The organism is Alteromonas australica (assembly GCF_000730385.1).
Lineage (GTDB): Bacteria > Pseudomonadota > Gammaproteobacteria > Enterobacterales > Alteromonadaceae > Alteromonas > Alteromonas australica.
Genome location: NZ_CP008849.1, coordinates 1 through 17,659, shown reverse-complemented (window position 1 = coordinate 17,659; position 17,659 = coordinate 1). Strand labels below are relative to the sequence as shown.

General features: G+C 43.8%; 13 protein-coding genes and 1 pseudogene. 8 read left to right on the top strand and 6 right to left on the bottom strand.

What is annotated here, in order from left to right; genetic code table 11:
* The first annotated feature begins 65 nt into the window (after positions 1–65).
* Positions 66–2,861 carry a DNA polymerase I gene (gene polA / locus EP13_RS00070; RefSeq protein ID WP_044058613.1) on the top strand — a complete coding sequence of 932 codons (2,796 nt, stop codon included), beginning with the start codon at positions 66–68 and terminating at the stop codon, positions 2,859–2,861.
* Between the two features lie 396 nt (positions 2,862–3,257).
* On the opposite strand, the gene yihA is transcribed toward polA, so the two are convergent.
* Positions 3,258–3,899, bottom strand: a complete 642-nt coding sequence (gene yihA, locus EP13_RS00065) for a ribosome biogenesis GTP-binding protein YihA/YsxC (RefSeq protein WP_044055411.1) — start codon at positions 3,897–3,899, stop codon at positions 3,258–3,260.
* 174 nt (positions 3,900–4,073) lie between these two features.
* Here yihA and EP13_RS00060 point away from each other — a divergent pair, with 174 nt between their 5' ends.
* The 4 genes from EP13_RS00060 (at position 4,074) to EP13_RS00045 (ending at position 6,733) form a co-directional block, all read left to right on the top strand.
* Positions 4,074–4,697 (top strand): c-type cytochrome, encoded by a 624-nt coding sequence (locus EP13_RS00060; RefSeq protein ID WP_044055410.1) that lies wholly within the window; start codon positions 4,074–4,076, stop codon positions 4,695–4,697.
* 338 nt (positions 4,698–5,035) lie between these two features.
* Complete coding sequence (locus EP13_RS00055) at positions 5,036–5,683, top strand: class I SAM-dependent methyltransferase (RefSeq protein WP_044058612.1); 648 nt, start codon at positions 5,036–5,038, stop codon at positions 5,681–5,683.
* Between the two features lie 53 nt (positions 5,684–5,736).
* Positions 5,737–6,249: a Der GTPase-activating protein YihI gene (yihI, locus tag EP13_RS00050; protein ID WP_044055409.1), complete on the top strand. Its 513-nt coding sequence runs from the start codon at positions 5,737–5,739 to the stop codon at positions 6,247–6,249.
* 19 nt (positions 6,250–6,268) lie between these two features.
* The gene (locus EP13_RS00045; protein WP_044055407.1) at positions 6,269–6,733 is read left to right on the top strand and encodes a DUF2489 domain-containing protein; all 465 of its coding nucleotides are present in this window, start codon (positions 6,269–6,271) and stop codon (positions 6,731–6,733) included.
* A gap of 77 nt (positions 6,734–6,810) precedes the next feature.
* Here EP13_RS00045 and EP13_RS00040 read toward each other — a convergent pair whose 3' ends face one another.
* Entirely contained in the window at positions 6,811–7,395 is a 585-nt protein-coding gene (locus EP13_RS00040) for a DNA-3-methyladenine glycosylase I (protein ID WP_044055405.1), read from the bottom strand.
* 138 nt (positions 7,396–7,533) lie between these two features.
* Here EP13_RS00040 and glyQ point away from each other — a divergent pair, with 138 nt between their 5' ends.
* The 3 genes from glyQ (at position 7,534) to EP13_RS00025 (ending at position 11,063) form a co-directional block, all read left to right on the top strand.
* A complete protein-coding gene (gene glyQ / locus EP13_RS00035) occupies positions 7,534–8,439 on the top strand; it encodes a glycine--tRNA ligase subunit alpha (protein WP_044055403.1) in 906 nt (301 codons plus the stop codon).
* 2 nt (positions 8,440–8,441) lie between these two features.
* The gene (gene glyS, locus EP13_RS00030) at positions 8,442–10,517 is read left to right on the top strand and encodes a glycine--tRNA ligase subunit beta (protein WP_044055401.1); all 2,076 of its coding nucleotides are present in this window, start codon (positions 8,442–8,444) and stop codon (positions 10,515–10,517) included.
* Between the two features lie 102 nt (positions 10,518–10,619).
* A complete protein-coding gene (locus tag EP13_RS00025; protein ID WP_044055399.1) occupies positions 10,620–11,063 on the top strand; it encodes a hypothetical protein in 444 nt (147 codons plus the stop codon).
* A gap of 205 nt (positions 11,064–11,268) precedes the next feature.
* On the opposite strand, the pseudogene gyrB reads toward EP13_RS00025, so the two are convergent.
* The 4 genes and pseudogenes from gyrB to dnaA all read right to left on the bottom strand — a co-directional run bounded on the left by gyrB (position 11,269) and on the right by dnaA (position 17,556).
* Positions 11,269–13,690 (bottom strand): annotated as a pseudogene (gene gyrB, locus EP13_RS00020) (DNA topoisomerase (ATP-hydrolyzing) subunit B).
* 8 nt (positions 13,691–13,698) lie between these two features.
* Positions 13,699–14,787 carry a DNA replication/repair protein RecF gene (gene recF / locus EP13_RS00015; protein ID WP_044055398.1) on the bottom strand — a complete coding sequence of 363 codons (1,089 nt, stop codon included), beginning with the start codon at positions 14,785–14,787 and terminating at the stop codon, positions 13,699–13,701.
* A 73-nt stretch (positions 14,788–14,860) separates the two neighbouring features.
* The gene (gene dnaN / locus EP13_RS00010; RefSeq protein WP_044055396.1) at positions 14,861–15,961 is read right to left on the bottom strand and encodes a DNA polymerase III subunit beta; all 1,101 of its coding nucleotides are present in this window, start codon (positions 15,959–15,961) and stop codon (positions 14,861–14,863) included.
* 32 nt (positions 15,962–15,993) lie between these two features.
* Positions 15,994–17,556, bottom strand: coding sequence for a chromosomal replication initiator protein DnaA (gene dnaA / locus EP13_RS00005; protein ID WP_044055395.1), 1,563 nt, complete (start codon positions 17,554–17,556; stop codon positions 15,994–15,996).
* Positions 17,557–17,659 lie beyond the last annotated feature (103 nt).

Genomic DNA, 17,659 nt, shown 5'->3' with positions numbered 1-17,659 from the left:
ATGGTGATCCACCCCTGCCTATGGCATCCTTGCGGCTAATGATAAGCTGAATTAACTGCATGGCGATGACTGAATCTAAAAAGCCCCCTTTTATACTCGTTGATGGATCTTCCTATCTGTTTAGAGCCTTCCACGGACTGCCTCCTCTTACTAACTCGAAAGGCCAGGATACAGGCGCTATTTATGGCGTAGTTAATATGCTTAAAAGCCTGATAAAGCAGTATAACCCCACTCACATGGCGGTTATCTTTGATGCTAAAGGCAAAACATTTCGGGACGACATTTATAAAGAGTACAAAGCGAATCGCCCCCCTATGCCGGATGAACTTCGCAGTCAAATAGCCCCGCTACATGCCATTATTGAAGCCATGGGTCTTCCATTGATTGTCGAGTCTGGGGTTGAAGCCGATGACGTTATCGGCACCTTGGCTTGCAGAGCCACAGACCATGGTATAGATACGCTCATCAGTACGGGCGACAAAGATATGGCTCAGTTGGTGAATGAGAATGTTACGCTAATCAATACGATGACCAATCAGATTATGGACATTGAAGGGGTTAATACTAAGTTTGGGATCCCCCCCGAATTGGTTATCGACTTCCTCGCGCTCAAAGGAGACAAGGTTGATAACATACCTGGTGTTCCGGGTGTTGGCGATAAGAGTGCCCAAGCCTTGCTCAATGGCATAGGCGGTATTGATGCTATTTATCAAAACCTCGATAAAATCGCTGATTTGTCTTTCCGTGGTAGCAAATCCATGGCAGCGAAAATGCAAGAATACGAAGAGCAAGCGCGCCTTTCCTATAGGCTTGCCACTATCAGTATCGACTTAGATTTAAATTACAAAATTGAGGCACTTCGTCCCCAAGCGCCAGACCACCAACAGCTCCAATCACTTTTTGCAGAGTACGAGTTTAAGCGTTGGCATTCAGAAGTCACCGCCTTACTCAGTGGTGATAGCGCTGGAAGCCCTCAAGGCAGTAGTGAGGCGTCTGATAAAGTAAGCAGTGCCTCTTCTTCTCAAGCTTCTTCAGGCATCCCCATTGATAAATCAGCCTACGAAGTCGTGCTTGATCAAGCACAGTTTGATGAATGGGTAGAAAAACTCAACCAAGCAGACCTGTTTGCCTTTGACACTGAAACCACCAGCTTAAATTACATGGAAGCGGAAATTGTAGGTGTTTCATTTTGTATAGAACCGGGGAAAGCGGCGTATGTTCCCGTTGCCCACGATTACCCAGATGCTCCAGAACAGCTTTCTAGGGACAAGGTGCTGGCAGCGTTAAAGCCAATTCTTACCTCGTCTACCCACATTAAGGTGGGTCAACACATTAAGTACGATAAAAATGTACTGGCAAATTATGGAATTACATTAAACGGCATTGGTTTTGACACTATGTTAGAAAGCTACGTACTTAACAGTACTGCCCAACGTCACGATATGGATTCTTTGGCCCTGGCCTACCTTGGTCACAAATCCATTCATTTCGAAGACATCGCGGGAAAAGGTGCCAAGCAGCTTACCTTTAATCAAATTCCTCTTGATGAAGCAGGCCCTTATGCAGCAGAAGACGCCGATATTACTCTGCGCCTTCATCAAGCTATTTGGGAAAAGGTGTCTGATATTGAGCCACTTAAACAACTGCTTATTGATGTAGAGGTGCCACTGGCCTGTGTCCTGTCTAGAATGGAGCAACAAGGCGTACTTATTGATAGTCAAAAGCTGAATCAACAAAGCCAAGATCTCGCCACCAGAATTGCCGAGCTTGAAAAAGAGGTTCACGAAGAAGCAGGTGAAGCCTTTAATTTAGGCTCTACCAAACAACTTCAGCACATCTTGTTTGAAAAGATGGCGCTTCCCATTATCAAGAAAACGCCTAAGGGTGCGCCTTCAACGTCGGAAGATGTGCTTCAAGAGTTGGCACTTTCTTACCCGCTTCCTCAAAAGATCATGGAATACCGTGGCCTTACAAAGCTGAAAAACACCTACACAGATAAACTGCCCAAAATGATCAATCACCGTACCGGCAGAGTGCATACGTCTTACCACCAAGCCGTAACGGCGACGGGCAGGCTCTCGTCAACAGATCCTAATCTACAAAATATCCCCATTCGAAATGAAGAAGGACGGCGAGTAAGGCAAGCGTTTGTCCCACGTGCTGGCTACAAGATTGTGGCAGCCGATTATTCGCAAATTGAATTGCGAATTATGGCTCATTTATCGGCCGATGAAGGGTTACTAAGTGCATTTGCAAAAGGCGAAGATATCCATAAAGCTACCGCAAGTGAGGTATTCGGTGTGGCTTTAGACGAGGTGACAACCGAACAAAGACGAAGTGCAAAAGCCATTAACTTCGGTCTTATTTACGGTATGAGTGCATTTGGCCTCGCCAAACAGTTAAATGTACCTCGCCAGGAAGCGCAAAGTTATATGGATTTGTACTTCGAGCGTTACCCTGGTGTTTTAGACTATATGGACAGCACCCGTGAAGTTGCAAAAGAGAAAGGCTATGTAGAAACCGTATTTGGCCGTCGCTTGTATTTACCTGATATTAAAGCCAGTAATGGCGCACGTAGAAAAGGTGCAGAGCGAGCAGCAATAAACGCTCCCATGCAAGGCACTGCAGCCGATATTATAAAGATGGCGATGATAAAGGTAGACGATTGGATTACGACTTCCTCCTTAGATGATGTCACTATGATGATGCAAGTGCACGATGAACTTGTATTTGAAATTAAAGAAGAACACGTAGATAAGCATGTGGCGACTATCGTCAAATTAATGGAAACGGCAGCAAGTTTAAATGTGCCTTTGGTGGTGGAAGCCGGCGTCGGAAATAATTGGGATGAAGCCCATTAGATGCCCATAACTGGTAATTAGATTACAGTATTGGTAACTTAATCCATTAAATTTTGTAGTTTTTGGTAATTTAATTACAAAAAGGGTTGCCTTTTACAGATATTCTTGTACCCTATGCAGTGTAGGGTACAGAGGTGAGAAAGCTGTTTTCAAACCTTTGCTTTAACCCCGACACTTTGTCGGGGTTTTTTTATGCCCGTTATATTTTGTCCACTACATCTTCGTGGGTAAATCTGTTGTGCCCTACCCAGCTTGCCTAATTCAACCTACTCTCGCAAAAATGGAATAAATCACTTTTTTTCAGATAACGTTGAACTATTTTAATTTAGCGTGCTCTATATCTACGGTTTTTATGTGTTTTCTCTCTTTAACCCCACGAGTTCGTGGGGTTTTCTTTTATGCGTCCACCACGCTTGTGTCATCGTCCACATCACCTTTGTCTCTATCAAGCTGAAGCCAGTGATTTAACACCCCTTCAAGCTCAGGTAAACCGTGTCTGTTTAATGAAGAGAATGTATGTACCGTGACATCACCCATAAATGCCAATGCCGCTTCACGGGCCATCAACAACTGGGCTTTTCGCTTACCAGACTTTAACTTATCTGCTTTTGTGAGCAGCGCTAAAACAGGAATGTCCGAGTCGACCGCCCAGTGAATAAGGTCTTGGTCGAGGTCCTTGAAGGGGTGGCGAATATCCATAAGTACAACGATTCCCTTCAGTGATTTTCTTTTTTGAAGATACTCACCTAGGGATTGCTGCCATTTTTTCTTCATGGCAATAGGTACTTGTGCAAAACCGTACCCAGGTAAATCCACCAATCGGCGATCTTCCTCTAGCTCGAAGATATTGATGAGCTGGGTTCTGCCCGGTGTTTTACTGGTGCGCGCCAAGTTCTTTTGACGTGTCAGGGTGTTTAATGCACTGGATTTTCCTGCGTTGGAGCGACCAGCAAAAGCCACTTCAATACCGGTATCATCTTTTAAGTGACGAATGTCCGGTGCACTGGTAAAGAATTTTGCTTTGGTGTAATACGACATCTAGACTTACCTCCACATGCGTCACAACGTCTGGTTTACAGCTTTTTAATGTTAAAACAGACTAAAAACCATAGTTTTATCATGGAATAGGTTTTTCTGACGCGTTAAATGTGTAAAATACGCATGATATCACGTATATCACGCGAGCCGTTGGATCCATTTAAGAGATTTATTATGAAAAAACTGTGTTTGTTGGTGTGTATGTCTTTAGGTTTGTCTACGTCTGTTATGGCACAAGGCGATGCCGAGGCAGGTAAAGCGAAGTCAGCTGTATGCGCAGCCTGTCATGGGCCAGATGGTAACAGTATGATCGACATGAACCCTAAGATAGCGGGTCAACATGAGAAGTACCTAGTTAAACAGTTGATGGAATTCAAACTTGCATCACAGACTGGCGGTGAAGAAGGCCGTAATAATGCAGTGATGAATGGCATGGCTGCACCATTGTCAGAGCAAGACATGAAAGACCTTGCTGCTTATTTCTCTAGCCAAGATGCAAAAGCAGGTGAAACACCTGAGCAATACGTAGAAGCAGGCCGCGCACTTTACCAAGGTGGTGATGAGTCACGTGGCGTGACCGCATGTATTGCATGTCACGGACCAAAAGGGAACGGCATGGGGTTAGCAGGTTTCCCAGATATCAGTGGTCAGCACGCTACCTATACAGCCTCTCAGCTAAAGGCATTTCGTGCAGGTGAGCGTCACAACGATATGAACGGCATGATGCGTGATATCGCGATGAAACTTACCGACGAAGATATCGAAATTTTATCTAATTATATCGCGGGCTTACATTAATTAGTTCAAGATAAATACAATGTTGTTAAATTTTTGTTACCAGATCAGTTGTATTTTATAATTATTCGTGTAATCTAGCGGCTTAGTTTGTAGGCATTCGTGTAATACTACAGACGAGATAACAAAATAATAATAATAAAAATCAGCATGGAAGATTTGGATAAAGCGCCACGAAGGCCAAAAACAAAAAGCGCTCTGCTAAAAAAAACAATAAGGAGAGTTGCACAACTAGGGAAGCCAGCTGCACATTGAAGTGTAAATAACGGGAGAGGTGTCATCAGACACTCATACAAAGTAAGGTGATGGTTTACCATCACCTTTTTTCTTGCCTAAAAATCATGATTCAATTACCTCGTTGCCCACTTTGCCAAACAGATACTCCAGCCGAACACTATCACCAAGATAGGAAGCGCGAGTATTTGCAATGCCCACGATGCCATTTGGTTTACGTTCACCCAAACAACTTACCTTCAAAAGACGTAGAGAAATTAGAATACAGCTTGCATGAAAATAGCGCAGACGATGAAGGCTATGTTAGGTTTTTATCCCGCCTGCTGCACCCATTGCAGCCTTATCTTTCTAAGCAGGTTAGCGTTATTGATTTTGGCTGTGGTCCTGAACCTGTCTTAGCACAACTGATGGAACAGAAAGGTGCTGAGGTTGCACTCTACGACCCTTTTTTCGCCAACCAGCCTGAAAACCTCACTAGGCAATATCATATTATTACCTGTACCGAAGCCATCGAACACTTTCATCAGCCCCACAAAGAATGGGCGCTTTGGTTAAAAATGCTTAAACCAAACGGTATGCTCGCGATAATGACTAAACGCGTCATTGATAAAACCCGTTTTGCTCAATGGCACTATAAAAACGATCCCACCCATGTAAGTTTTTTTAGCGAAGATACTTTTACCTATCTTGCAGAGCAACACGGTTTTATTGTCGAATTTCCCAGCAATGATGTGGTTTTCATGAAGAAGGTTTAGCCTATTCGCGCTATAATAGACTTTTCTATTCACCAGATTTGATACTGTAATTTATGGGACGTTCAAAGAAATCGCGTAAAGTTGGTCTAATTGGGGTTCGTAAAGATCCTGATTTTAATCCAAGCAAACAACGCACAAGCGAAAACCCTCGCCCTAAAAAGCGCAAAGGTAGACCAGCAGGTTCGCGCCACAATGTAGAAAGCACCACCTCTTCTGGCAATAAACGCCAGGAAAATAAAGATCCGCGTCATGGCAGTAAAAAGCCTATAGCGTTGGTTAAGCAAAATGCGGCCCCTATTAATACGCCGCTACAAAAGAAGAAGTATGCGACGCCAGCTGAAGAGCTTGCCGCTCTTGAAGCCGACCAGCGATTAGCTTCCTTGCTCGATAAGCTTGACGAAGATAGGCCGCTTACCAAAGAGCAACAAGCTTATGTTGATGAGAAAATGGCGCGACATCGTATTCTTTGTGATCTGCTAGGTATTGTGGATAACGACGATGAAGACGATGAAATGGATCCTTTTGACGATTTAAACGCTATAGACATTAACGACTTCAAAAAATAGTACGGGCAGCAGTTAGACGATGATTTGGGCAGTAATTATAGCTATTGCAGCATGTATTATTATCGCGCTTGGGTTTTATGCTGGTAGATTGCTGTTTTTATTAAAGCAGCAAAATCAACGCCAGCAGCAAGTGAGAGAACAACGTATAGCGACCATCTCGGAAAGCATATTTACTATTGCAAAAGCCATGGAGCAACAACAGTGCGACCTTTCCGAAGGGGTCATTAGAATTGTTAATTTGCTAAATGCGCTTCCGGTCCCCTCGCCTATAGATTATAGCGCTCGCTATCCACAGATACATGCGCTCTTCGTCGAAGTCAGTGGGTTCGCCATCCTTGAAGCACGGCAAAAGCTAAGTAAACAGGAAAGGCGCAAACAAGATGCAGCGAGAGAACATATAGAATCTGAATATGAGTCAAAGGTGCTTGGGGAATTATCTAGCCTTAAGTCCTACTGTTGCGAGCTCTCTCCTACCCTAAAATAGCCAATGTAAAAAAGCATATGGATTCACCCCATGTGCTTTTTTAGTTTGCGGCGTTGTCACTTCTCATTAATCTCGATTTACCGACGCGCTTGCTTGCATACCTCTTCATAGCAATGGCAGTTTGTTTGATGATCATTGACCATGCCTACAGCCTGCATAAACGCGTAGCAAATGGTTTCTCCTACGAAGGTGAAGCCTCTCTTCTTTAGTGCCTTTGACATTGCTTTAGATTCGTCTGTTGACGTTGGAATCTGTTGAGGTGATGCCCATTCATTGATGATAGTTTTCCCCTCTGTGAACTGCCAAATAAAGTCGCTAAATGATGCTGTCTTTTCAATGTCTAAATAGGCTTTCGCATTTTTAACGATTGAGTGAATTTTCAATTTATTACGAACAATGCCTTTATTTTCCATGCAAGCTAACAATTCTTCCTCCGTCATCGCGGCCACGCGTTGTGGGTCGAACTGATGAAACGCTGCACGGTATGCGCTCTGCTTTTTTAAAATGGTAATCCACGACAACCCGGCTTGTTGACCGTCTAAGCACAATTTTTCAAATAGCGGCTGGCTCTCTAGCTCAGGTCTGCCCCATTCATTATCGTGATAACTTTGGTATAAGGGGTCATTAGATACCCAGCTACAGCGTTGTACGACATTAGACACAGCTAAACTCCTCGTCAAGATTATGCGCTTCAAGGTGATTGTAGGCGATTTTTAACGCTTTACACCTACATACTAGGCCCCAGTAATTGTATACTATCCCACCTTTACAGAGTCAGTTAACCAATAAGCAGCGGATGTATGCAGAAATACGATATTAAAACCTTTCAAGGGTTGATCCTTGCGCTTCAGGATTATTGGGCGCGCCAGGGCTGCGTCATAATTCAGCCCCTTGATATGGAAGTTGGTGCAGGTACCTTCCACCCAATGACGTTTTTACGTTCTTTGGGGCCTGAGCCTATGAGTAGTGCTTATGTACAACCTTGCCGTCGCCCTACTGATGGTCGCTACGGTGAAAACCCTAACCGCCTTCAACATTACTATCAATTCCAGGTTATGTTGAAACCTTCTCCAGATAATATTCAAGAATTATACCTTGGCTCATTAAAAGAATTAGGTTTCGATCCGCTGGTACACGATATCCGCTTTGTAGAAGACAACTGGGAATCTCCCACACTTGGCGCATGGGGTCTGGGTTGGGAAGTTTGGCTTAACGGTATGGAAGTCACCCAGTTCACGTATTTCCAACAAGTGGGTGGTTTAGAGTGTAAACCGGTAACCGGCGAAATCACCTACGGACTTGAGCGTTTAGCGATGTACGTGCAAGGCGTAGACAGCATCTATGACCTGGTATGGACAGATGGGCCTTTAGGTAAGGTCACCTATGGTGACGTTTTCCACCAAAATGAAGTTGAGCAATCAACCTTTAATTTTGAACACGCTGATGTTCCTTCTCTCTTCCGCACATTTGATGAATGTGAACTTGCCAGCAAGAAGTTAATCGAAGCGAATTTACCTTTGCCTGCTTACGAGCAAGTAATGAAGGCATCGCATGCGTTTAACTTGCTAGATGCAAGACATGCCATTTCGGTAACCGAAAGACAGCGCTATATTCTTCGCGTAAGAACATTAGCCAAAGCCTGTGCAGAAAGTTACTTTGAAAAACGCGAAGCACTTGGCTTCCCCTTATGTAACAAGGAGGCGTAAGCGTGCGCACAGAAAATTTACTTATTGAACTAGGCACAGAAGAACTACCACCAAAGGCGCTCAAGTCTTTAGGTGAGGCTTTCGCTACTCAATTTGAAGCTGCACTCACCAGTGCAGATTTAGCCTTTACCTCAGTTAACTGGTTTGCAGCCCCTCGTCGTCTTGCGGTTTATGTGTCTCAGTTAGCTGAAGGTCAATCAGACAAAACCGTAGAAAAACGTGGGCCTGCGGTATCAGCTGCCTTTGATGCAGATGGAAACCCGACCAAAGCCGCTCAAGGCTGGGCGCGTGGAAACGGCATTAATGTTGAAGACGCCGAAAGACTCGTTACCGACAAGGGTGAATGGTTGCTACATAAAGCCCATGTACCAGGCCAACCGGTAGCCGCGTTATTAGAGGGCATGCTAAATCAAGCCGTCTCTAAACTTCCTATTCCAAAGCCAATGCGTTGGGGTAACAATACCACGCAATTTATTCGCCCTGTTCATACGTTGGCGGTCATTTATGGTAGTGAAGTGGTTAATATTACTTCTCTAGGTCTCACGAGCGGCAGAACCCTTCAAGGTCATCGCTTTCATGGCGAAGCGCGATTTGAGCTTGATCATGCTGATAATTACGCAAAAGCGTTAGAAGCTCAGTATGTTATTGCCGATTTCCAAGCACGGAAAGATAAGGTTAGAGAGCAATTAGAATCTGCTGCAGCAACGCTTTCCTTAACACCAGACTTTGATGAAGCACTATTAGAAGAAATAGCGTCACTTGTTGAGTGGCCAGTGGTTATGCAAGCCAGTTTCGATAAAGGGTTTCTTGACGTCCCTAAAGAAGCGCTTATCTACACCATGAAGGACGACCAAAAATACGTCCCGCTTTTAGACGCCGATGGGAACCTTTCAAATCAGTTTCTTTTTGTGAGTAACATTGAAAGTCGCGACCCTATTCAAGTTGTCTCTGGTAATGAAAAAGTGATACGACCGCGTCTTGCAGATGCGGAGTTTTTCTTTAATAGCGACAAGAAACATAGCCTAGAAAGTCGTCTAGAAAGTTTAGACAGTGTACTTTTTCAAAAGCAATTAGGCACCTTAAAAGAAAAATCTTCACGTATTGCCAGCTTGTCTGCTTTCATTGCAACACACATTGATGCTGATGCAACGCTAGCACAACGTGCAGGTCTGTTAGCTAAAACCGACTTAATGACCAATATGGTTATGGAATTTCCAGACGTTCAAGGTGTAATGGGTAAATACTACGCCTTGAATGGTGGTGAAGACACGTTAGTTGCAGCGGCGCTATACGAACAGTATCTACCGCGCTTTGCCGGTGATGCTCTACCCTCTAATAGTGTCAGCGCGGCTGTAGCCCTTGCTGACAAGCTAGACACCCTGGTGGGTATATTTGGTATTGGCCAATTACCAAAGGGTGATAAAGACCCCTTTGCGTTACGCCGAGCCGCTATTGGTGTTTTACGTATTATCACTGAGTTGTCTCTGCCACTAGATTTGTCTGAATTGGTAGAAAAAGCAGGTGAAGTTTACGGCGATAAGTTAACGAACAGCGAGTACAAAACACAAGTTGTTGATTTTGTTTTGGGCCGTTTCGTTGCCCTGCTACAAGATCAAAACGTAGCCATTGATGTTATTCAGGCTGTTTCTGCGCGCCGTCCGACTCGACCAGCGGATTACCTTGCCCGTGTAAATGCTGTCGCTAAATTCAAGACGTTGGATGAAGCAGAAGCACTAGCGGCTGCCAATAAGCGTGTTGCTAACATTCTCGCTAAACAAAAAGTAGACGAATCGGTGGCTGACGTAGATAGCCGTTTGTTACAAGAAGAGGCGGAAATTGCTTTGCATAGCGCCTTAATGGAAGCGAAAGAAAAAGTTGCTGGCGCCATCGAAGCTCAAGATTACCCAGTGATCTTATCTACCCTTGCGACGCTAAGAAACACTATCGATAGTTTCTTTGACAATGTTATGGTGATGGCTGAGGATGAAGCGATTAAACTTAACCGGCTAGCTTTACTATCATTATTGAGGCAGTTATTTTTAACCACAGCTGATATTTCTTTGTTAGCTAAATCGTAAACTGAGTTTAGTCGCATAAGTGATTACCTGCGACGCAGCACAGAACGATAGGTAGAAATTAGCCCAGCAATAGTTGGGCTTTTTTATATAGATGGAGTTTATGTGAAAAAGTCACTCTTAGCTGTTACAGCTACCCTTCTACTTAGCGCATGTACAAGCAGCGGTAAAATAGCGTTGCCAGAATTGCCGTCTTCATCGCCACGTATTGCAGTTGAAGATCTTTATTTGCGCGGCGTATTTAATTGGTGGGAGGCAACACCCGCCTATCGCTTTAAGCAAGATGGCGTTAATTGGCACGTTAATGTGGAATTAATTGCGGATGGACAACCTTATGACTTCAAGCTGTCTGATAGCCAATGGACGCCCTCGCAAAGCTGTGGAGGCAAATATAAAGGCCAGCCTGTGATGCTAAACACTGAGGTGTATTTAACCTGTGAACAAGCCTCTGAGACGCTACAATTCACGCCCTCTAATACAGGCAACTATCGGTTCGCCATTACTGACATTGGCAGCGGCGAAATAGCCATTAAGATCACACGAGAGTAGTCGCTTCGCTTTGCCCCTCTATTGCTCCGTGTTCTTGAGCAGGATAGCGCGCTTCCTTTTTTTTAGCACGCTTCACCTTTGCTCTTACTCAGCTTTTTCTTTTTTGTAGATATAAAAAAACCGACATAAAAATGTCGGTTTTTTCGTTTTAAACGTGTGAATTAACGCCCCATAATAAATGGCACTAAGGGGCAACACGCTTTCACTACACGTCAAGGTTCTCTACGTTAAGTGCATTGGCTTCAATGAACTCACGGCGAGGCTCTACCTGATCGCCCATCAGGGTTGTGAATAATTGGTCACATCCAATAGCGTCTTCAATGGTAACTTGCAACATACGACGGCTTTCAGGATCCATGGTGGTTTCCCAAAGCTGTTCTGGGTTCATCTCACCTAGCCCTTTATAGCGTTGAATGTACTGGCCACGTTTAGCTTCGTTCATCAACCATTCAAGTGCTTCTTTAAATGACTCAACAGGTTGCTTACGCTCACCACGTTGAATGTATGCGCCTTCGCCCATCATGTCATTGATTTCGAGATTCAACGTTTTCAGTCGTTGATACTCTGGAGATTCAATAAATTCATGGTCAATGATGTATTCGTAGTCGATACCGTGCATACGCATAATAATCGTGATGTAGAATTCGCTGAGTTCTGCATCTCTTCTTATTTCATAGCGATAGGTTGCACCATCCTTCTCACGCTCGGTAAGCTGTGCGACAAAGTGCTCAGCTACATTAGATAGTGTTGCCTCATCTTTTAAATCGGCTAGATTTAGCGTAGGTGTGTATAGCATGCGATATAGAATTGAAGAAGGCATTACACGTCTCATACGCGCAATCATCTTTTCAATATTCTGGTACTGCTTCACTAAATTTTCTAAACCAAGTCCTGTGATCCCTGGCGCATCCGAGCTTGTATGCAGCGAAGAGCCATCTATTGCAATAGAGGTGAGATAGTTGGTCAGCGCATCATCGTCTTTCAGATACTGTTCTTTGTTTACCCTTCTTCACTTTATAAAGTGGCGGCTGAGCAATATATACATAACCACGCTCAATTATCTCAGGCATTTGACGATAGAAGAAAGTTAGCAGCAGTGTACGAATGTGTGAACCATCCACGTCCGCATCAGTCATGATAATGATGCTATGGTATCTTAATTTCTCAGGGTCATATTCATCCCTACCGATACCACAGCCTAATGCGGTAATTAGCGTCGCCACTTCTTGTGAAGACAACATTTTATCAAAACGCGCTTTCTCTACGTTTAAAATCTTACCTTTAAGCGGAAGTATTGCTTGGTTTTTACGGTTACGACCCTGCTTAGCTGAACCGCCGGCAGAGTCACCCTCCACTATGTACAGTTCGCTGAGTGCCGGGTCTTTTTCCTGACAATCTGCGAGCTTTCCAGGAAGGCCTGCTAAGTCTAACGCGCCTTTACGACGGGTCATTTCACGGGCTTTACGTGCTGCTTCTCGCGCACGCGCTGCATCAATAATTTTGCCTGCAATTATTTTACTTTCTACTGGGTTTTCCAGTAGAAACTCTGCAAGCTTTTCATTCATCGCTGACTCTACGGCTGGTCTCACTTCTGAAGATACTAGCTTATCTTTGGTTTGAGACGAGAACTTAGGATCAGGAACTTTCACCGAAATAACGGCCGTTAAACCTTCTCGGGCATCATCCCCACTGGCGTTGGTTTTAGCCTTTTTATTTAAGCCTTCCTTTTCCATGTAGTTATTTAACGTTCGCGTTAATGCACCACGGAACCCCGCTAAGTGAGTACCCCCGTCGCGCTGAGGAATATTGTTTGTGAAGCAAAAGATGTTTTCTTGGAAGCTATCGTTCCATTGCATGGCCACTTCTACTGAAATGCCATCTTCTCGCTCCAAAGCAAAATGGAACACCTTTTGATGCACGGGTGTTTTCTTTTGATTCAAATATTCCACAAATGCCTGGATACCGCCTTCATACATGAAGTGGTCTTCTTTACCGTCGCGTTCATCTTTAAGACGAATTGAAACACCAGAGTTTAGGAATGAAAGCTCGCGAAGACGTTTAGCTAAGATATCGTAGTGATATAGCGTGTTCGTGAACGTATCTTCACTAGGCCAAAAACGAATGGTAGTCCCAGTTTTTTCCGTTTCACCTACTACGGCTAATGGCTCTTGAGGCACACCATGCTTGTATTCTTGCTCATGGGTTTTACCATTTCGGCGAATACGCAATTTTAATCGGCTTGAAAGCGCATTTACTACCGATACACCTACGCCGTGTAATCCACCTGATACTTTATAAGAGTTATCATCGAACTTACCGCCGGCATGGAGTACGGTCATGATAACTTCCGCTCCAGAAACGCCTTCTTCCGAATGGATTTCGGTGGGTATCCCTCGACCATCATCAGAGACAGAGACAGAACCGTCTGAATGTATTTGCACGACAATATCTGAGCAGTGCCCAGCTAGTGCTTCGTCAATTGAGTTATCGACCACCTCAAATACCATGTGGTGAAGTCCCGTACCATCATCTGTGTCACCGATATACATACCGGGACGTTTACGTACGGCGTCTAATCCTTTAAGTACTTTAATACTCGACGAGTCGTAGTTGTTCTGTTCTGACATACTAGCTTTTACTCCTCTTTCACGCTTCCATGTTCCACGTGAAACATTTTCTTTTCGTTGTATTTTTGTATAAATTCGAGTTGCGAAGATTCAATAGCAGTAACGAAAACCTGCGTATCCATAAATAACAACCCGTCAATAAATCGTTCTCGCTTTTCAGCATCTAGTTCCGCACCAACATCATCTAGCAAAAATATGCTTTTTCTGTTGGTAAGCGAATTAAACAACGCAGTTTGCGCCATTTGTAACGCAGCGACAGCCATTCTCAGTTGTCCCCGCGATAATAACTCCTGTGCATTAACCCCATTCACTTTTAACCGTACATCGGCTTTGTGAGGCCCAGAAGTGGTATGTCCCATTTTAACATCATACTCACTTTTTTTAACTAAGCTTTCTGCTAAAGAGGCGTCTTTTTCCCAACCTTTTTGATATGAAAGTACCACATCGAAGTCTGGTAGAAATTCATTAGCATAACGCTCGAAGATTGGAATGAGCGATTCCACATACGCTACGCGTTTTTTCGATAGTGCTTCAGCATTTTCAATGAAAATATGTTCCCAATAACGATTTTCCGGACGCTGTAAATTCGCGCCTTGCTTCAACAACGCATTGCGATGTTTCAATACTTTTGTGTATTGATTGGCTAGCTTTTGAAAACCATGTTCCACGTGGAACAATCCCCAATCACAAAACTTTCGACGCTCTGAAGGCGACCCTATAATCAAATCGGTACTTTGTGGCGTAAAGAGTTGCGTGGGTACTAGGCTGACAAGTTTAGAAAGCTTAGACGAATGTTCACCGTTAATGCTGCAAAGAAAGCTATCACTTCTACTTCTTTGAAACCCCAGCTTCATTGGCACATCATTTTCATCTTTACACGATGCAAAGACACTAAATCCTTCTTCCCCATGCTGGATGACAGAGCTTGGCTTGCCAGTACGAAACGACCGCCCAAACCCTAAATAATATAAAGCCTCTATAATTGATGATTTACCACTACCATTTACTCCACGAAACACACTCAATGAAGATGAAGGTGAAAACGAAGCTGACTTTATATTACGAAAATTCGTAAGCTGGACTTGGTCCAGTTTCATGAGGAAACTCTAACTAAAACGCGAAAGTGAGCTGCAGTATGTATACAGCTCACCTTAAGACAAGAATACAAAATTAAAGACGCATTGGCATGATCACATACAAAGCCGCGTCGTCAGCATTATCCTCTATTAATGCACTGGCATTAGAATCAGACAAACTGACTTTAACGGTGTCAGACCCTAGTGAGTTTAAGACATCAATAAGGTAGGCAACATTGAAACCAATCTCTAAATCATCGCCCTGATACTGCACATCAACAATTTCTTCTGCTTCTTCCTGCTCTGGGTTATTCGCAGTAATCTTCAACTCACCTGAGGCTAGATTTAGCCTGACGCCTCGGAATTTTTCATTTGAGAGAATAGCCGCACGAGAGAACGCGTCTTTTAATACCGCTTTGCTGGCAGTAATTTCTTTGTCACCATTTTGTGGTAGCACTCGTCGATAATCAGGAAAACGACCATCTACTAGCTTAGAGGTGAAAATAAAGTCGTTCGAAAAAATACGAAGGTGATTTGCACCAATTTGTACTTTTATCGATTTATCATCTTCGCTAATTAGACGAGATATTTCTAACACCCCTTTTCGCGGGATAATAACTTGGCGAGATGGCAATGAGGTTTCGTAATTGAGACGACATAAGGCTAACCGGTGACCGTCAGTAGCGACAGTACGAATAACGTTTTCTTCAGTCTCTAGCGACATACCGTTTAAATAATAGCGAACATCTTGCTGCGCCATCGAAAAACTGGTGGCATCGATAAGGCGTTTCATATCCGTGCAAGATAGCTCGAACTCTACTTCGCCTTCCCAATCTTCAAGGTTAGGATAATCATTTGCTGACAACGTCGATAACGTATAGCGACCACGACCAGCACGAATGAGTGCTTTATTGCCATCTAAACTGAAATGAATATCTGTACCTTCAGATATTCCTCGAATGATGTCGAAGAGCTTCTTGGCTGGAACGGTAATTTCACCTTCAGTAAAATCACCGTCTAATTTAGCGCTTGAGATTAACTCAACCTCTAAATCTGTACCCGTTAGCCAAAGTGCGTCTTCACTCACTTTTATGAGTATGTTTGAAAGAATAGGCAAAGTATGACGGCGCTCAACGGCACCCGATACCAATTGCAGGGGTTGTAAAAACTGTTCGCGGCTTATAGAAAATTTCATCGCAGTGCTATCTCGCCTCTCAAGGTCATTTTTTACGAAGACAAAGTCCGTATGAGGTTCTTATAGTCTTCTTTTATATCATGACTTTCCTCTCTAAGCTGCTCTATTTTACGACATGCATGTAGAACCGTCGTATGGTCTCGGCCACCAAAAGCATTACCCAATTCAGGTAAACTATGATTGGTTAGCTCCTTCGCTAGCGCCATGGCGACTTGCCTTGGACGGGCCACACTTCGACTTCTGCGCTTAGACAAGATGTCAGCAACTTTAATCTTATAATAATCTGCGACAGTTTTCTGAATATTATCCACTGTGACTAACTTTTCTTGTAACGCCAATAGATCTCGTAACGCTTCGCGGACAAAATCTATAGTAATAGGGCGGCCAGTAAAGTTTGCATTGGCAATGACACGGTTTAATGCGCCTTCTAACTCACGTACATTCGAACGTAAACGTTTAGCAATAAAGAAGGCGACCTCATTAGGTAAGTGAATTCTGTTCTCTGCTGCCTTGCGCATTAAAATGGCAACACGGGTTTCCAGTTCTGGTGGCTCTATAGCAATAGTTAGTCCCCAACCAAAACGAGATTTTAATCTATCCTCTACCCCATCAATTTCTTTAGGATAACGGTCTGAGGTGAGTATGATTTGTTGATTACCTTCTAGCAACGCATTAAAGGTATGAAAGAACTCTTCTTGCGAACGCTCTTTGTTGGCAAAAAATTGAATATCATCAATCAACAAAGCATCGACTGAACGATAAAAACGCTTAAAGTCTTCAATAGCATTATTTTGTAACGCCTTAACCATATCTTGCACAAAACGCTCAGAGTGCATATAAACAATTTTAGCATCAGCATTGTTTGCGACTATGCCATTACCCACAGCGTGCAATAAGTGAGTTTTACCTAAACCCGTACCACCATAAATAAACAGTGGATTATATGAACCGCCTGGATTGTTAGCCACTTGCGTGGCTGCAGCACGCGCAAGCTGGTTAGATTTACCTTCTACGAAGTTATCAAACTGATAGGTTGGGTTGATATTACTTTTATGCTTCATTGCTTCAGGGATCGGGATCACCTTGGGTGAAGCAGGTTGCGATCGCTGTGGTTGCACTGGTGCATGTGCAGCATGATCCCGCCTTTGATCATACTGTTGATTTTGTGGCGATCCCACATAAGGATTATTTTGCGATCGCGTAGACGGAACGCCCTGATTCTCGCTATACGAAACGGGTGCACTAGGCGCAGTAACATGGTGACTAGCATGGCTCGAATTGCCATGGCCAGCAGACGCATTAGACCCTGTCGTTCCGCTTGAATTAGGCGAACTAGCTCTGCTTCGACTTAATGACTCTCGACTCATCACTTCAAGGCGCAGTTGCGGAGCGTCACTACCTGCAAACTCGCGAAGTAACCCTGTAATGTTATCTAAATACTTATCTCGCACCCAATCCAATACAAAACGGTTAGGTGCATATAAGGCAACAGTCCCTTCTTCTTCTTGAGAAACTAATGGCCTAATCCACATACTGAATTGCTGGGTTGGTAATTCTTGGCGAAGTCGCTCAAGACATTGATTCCATAATGACATGGTAGGTATACAGCTCCCGTGACTCGCTAGGAAACCCACAACATAGAAAACAAGGCACCGAAATGCGCACCTTAATAAGAACGGTGGAAATTGTGTCGGGTAG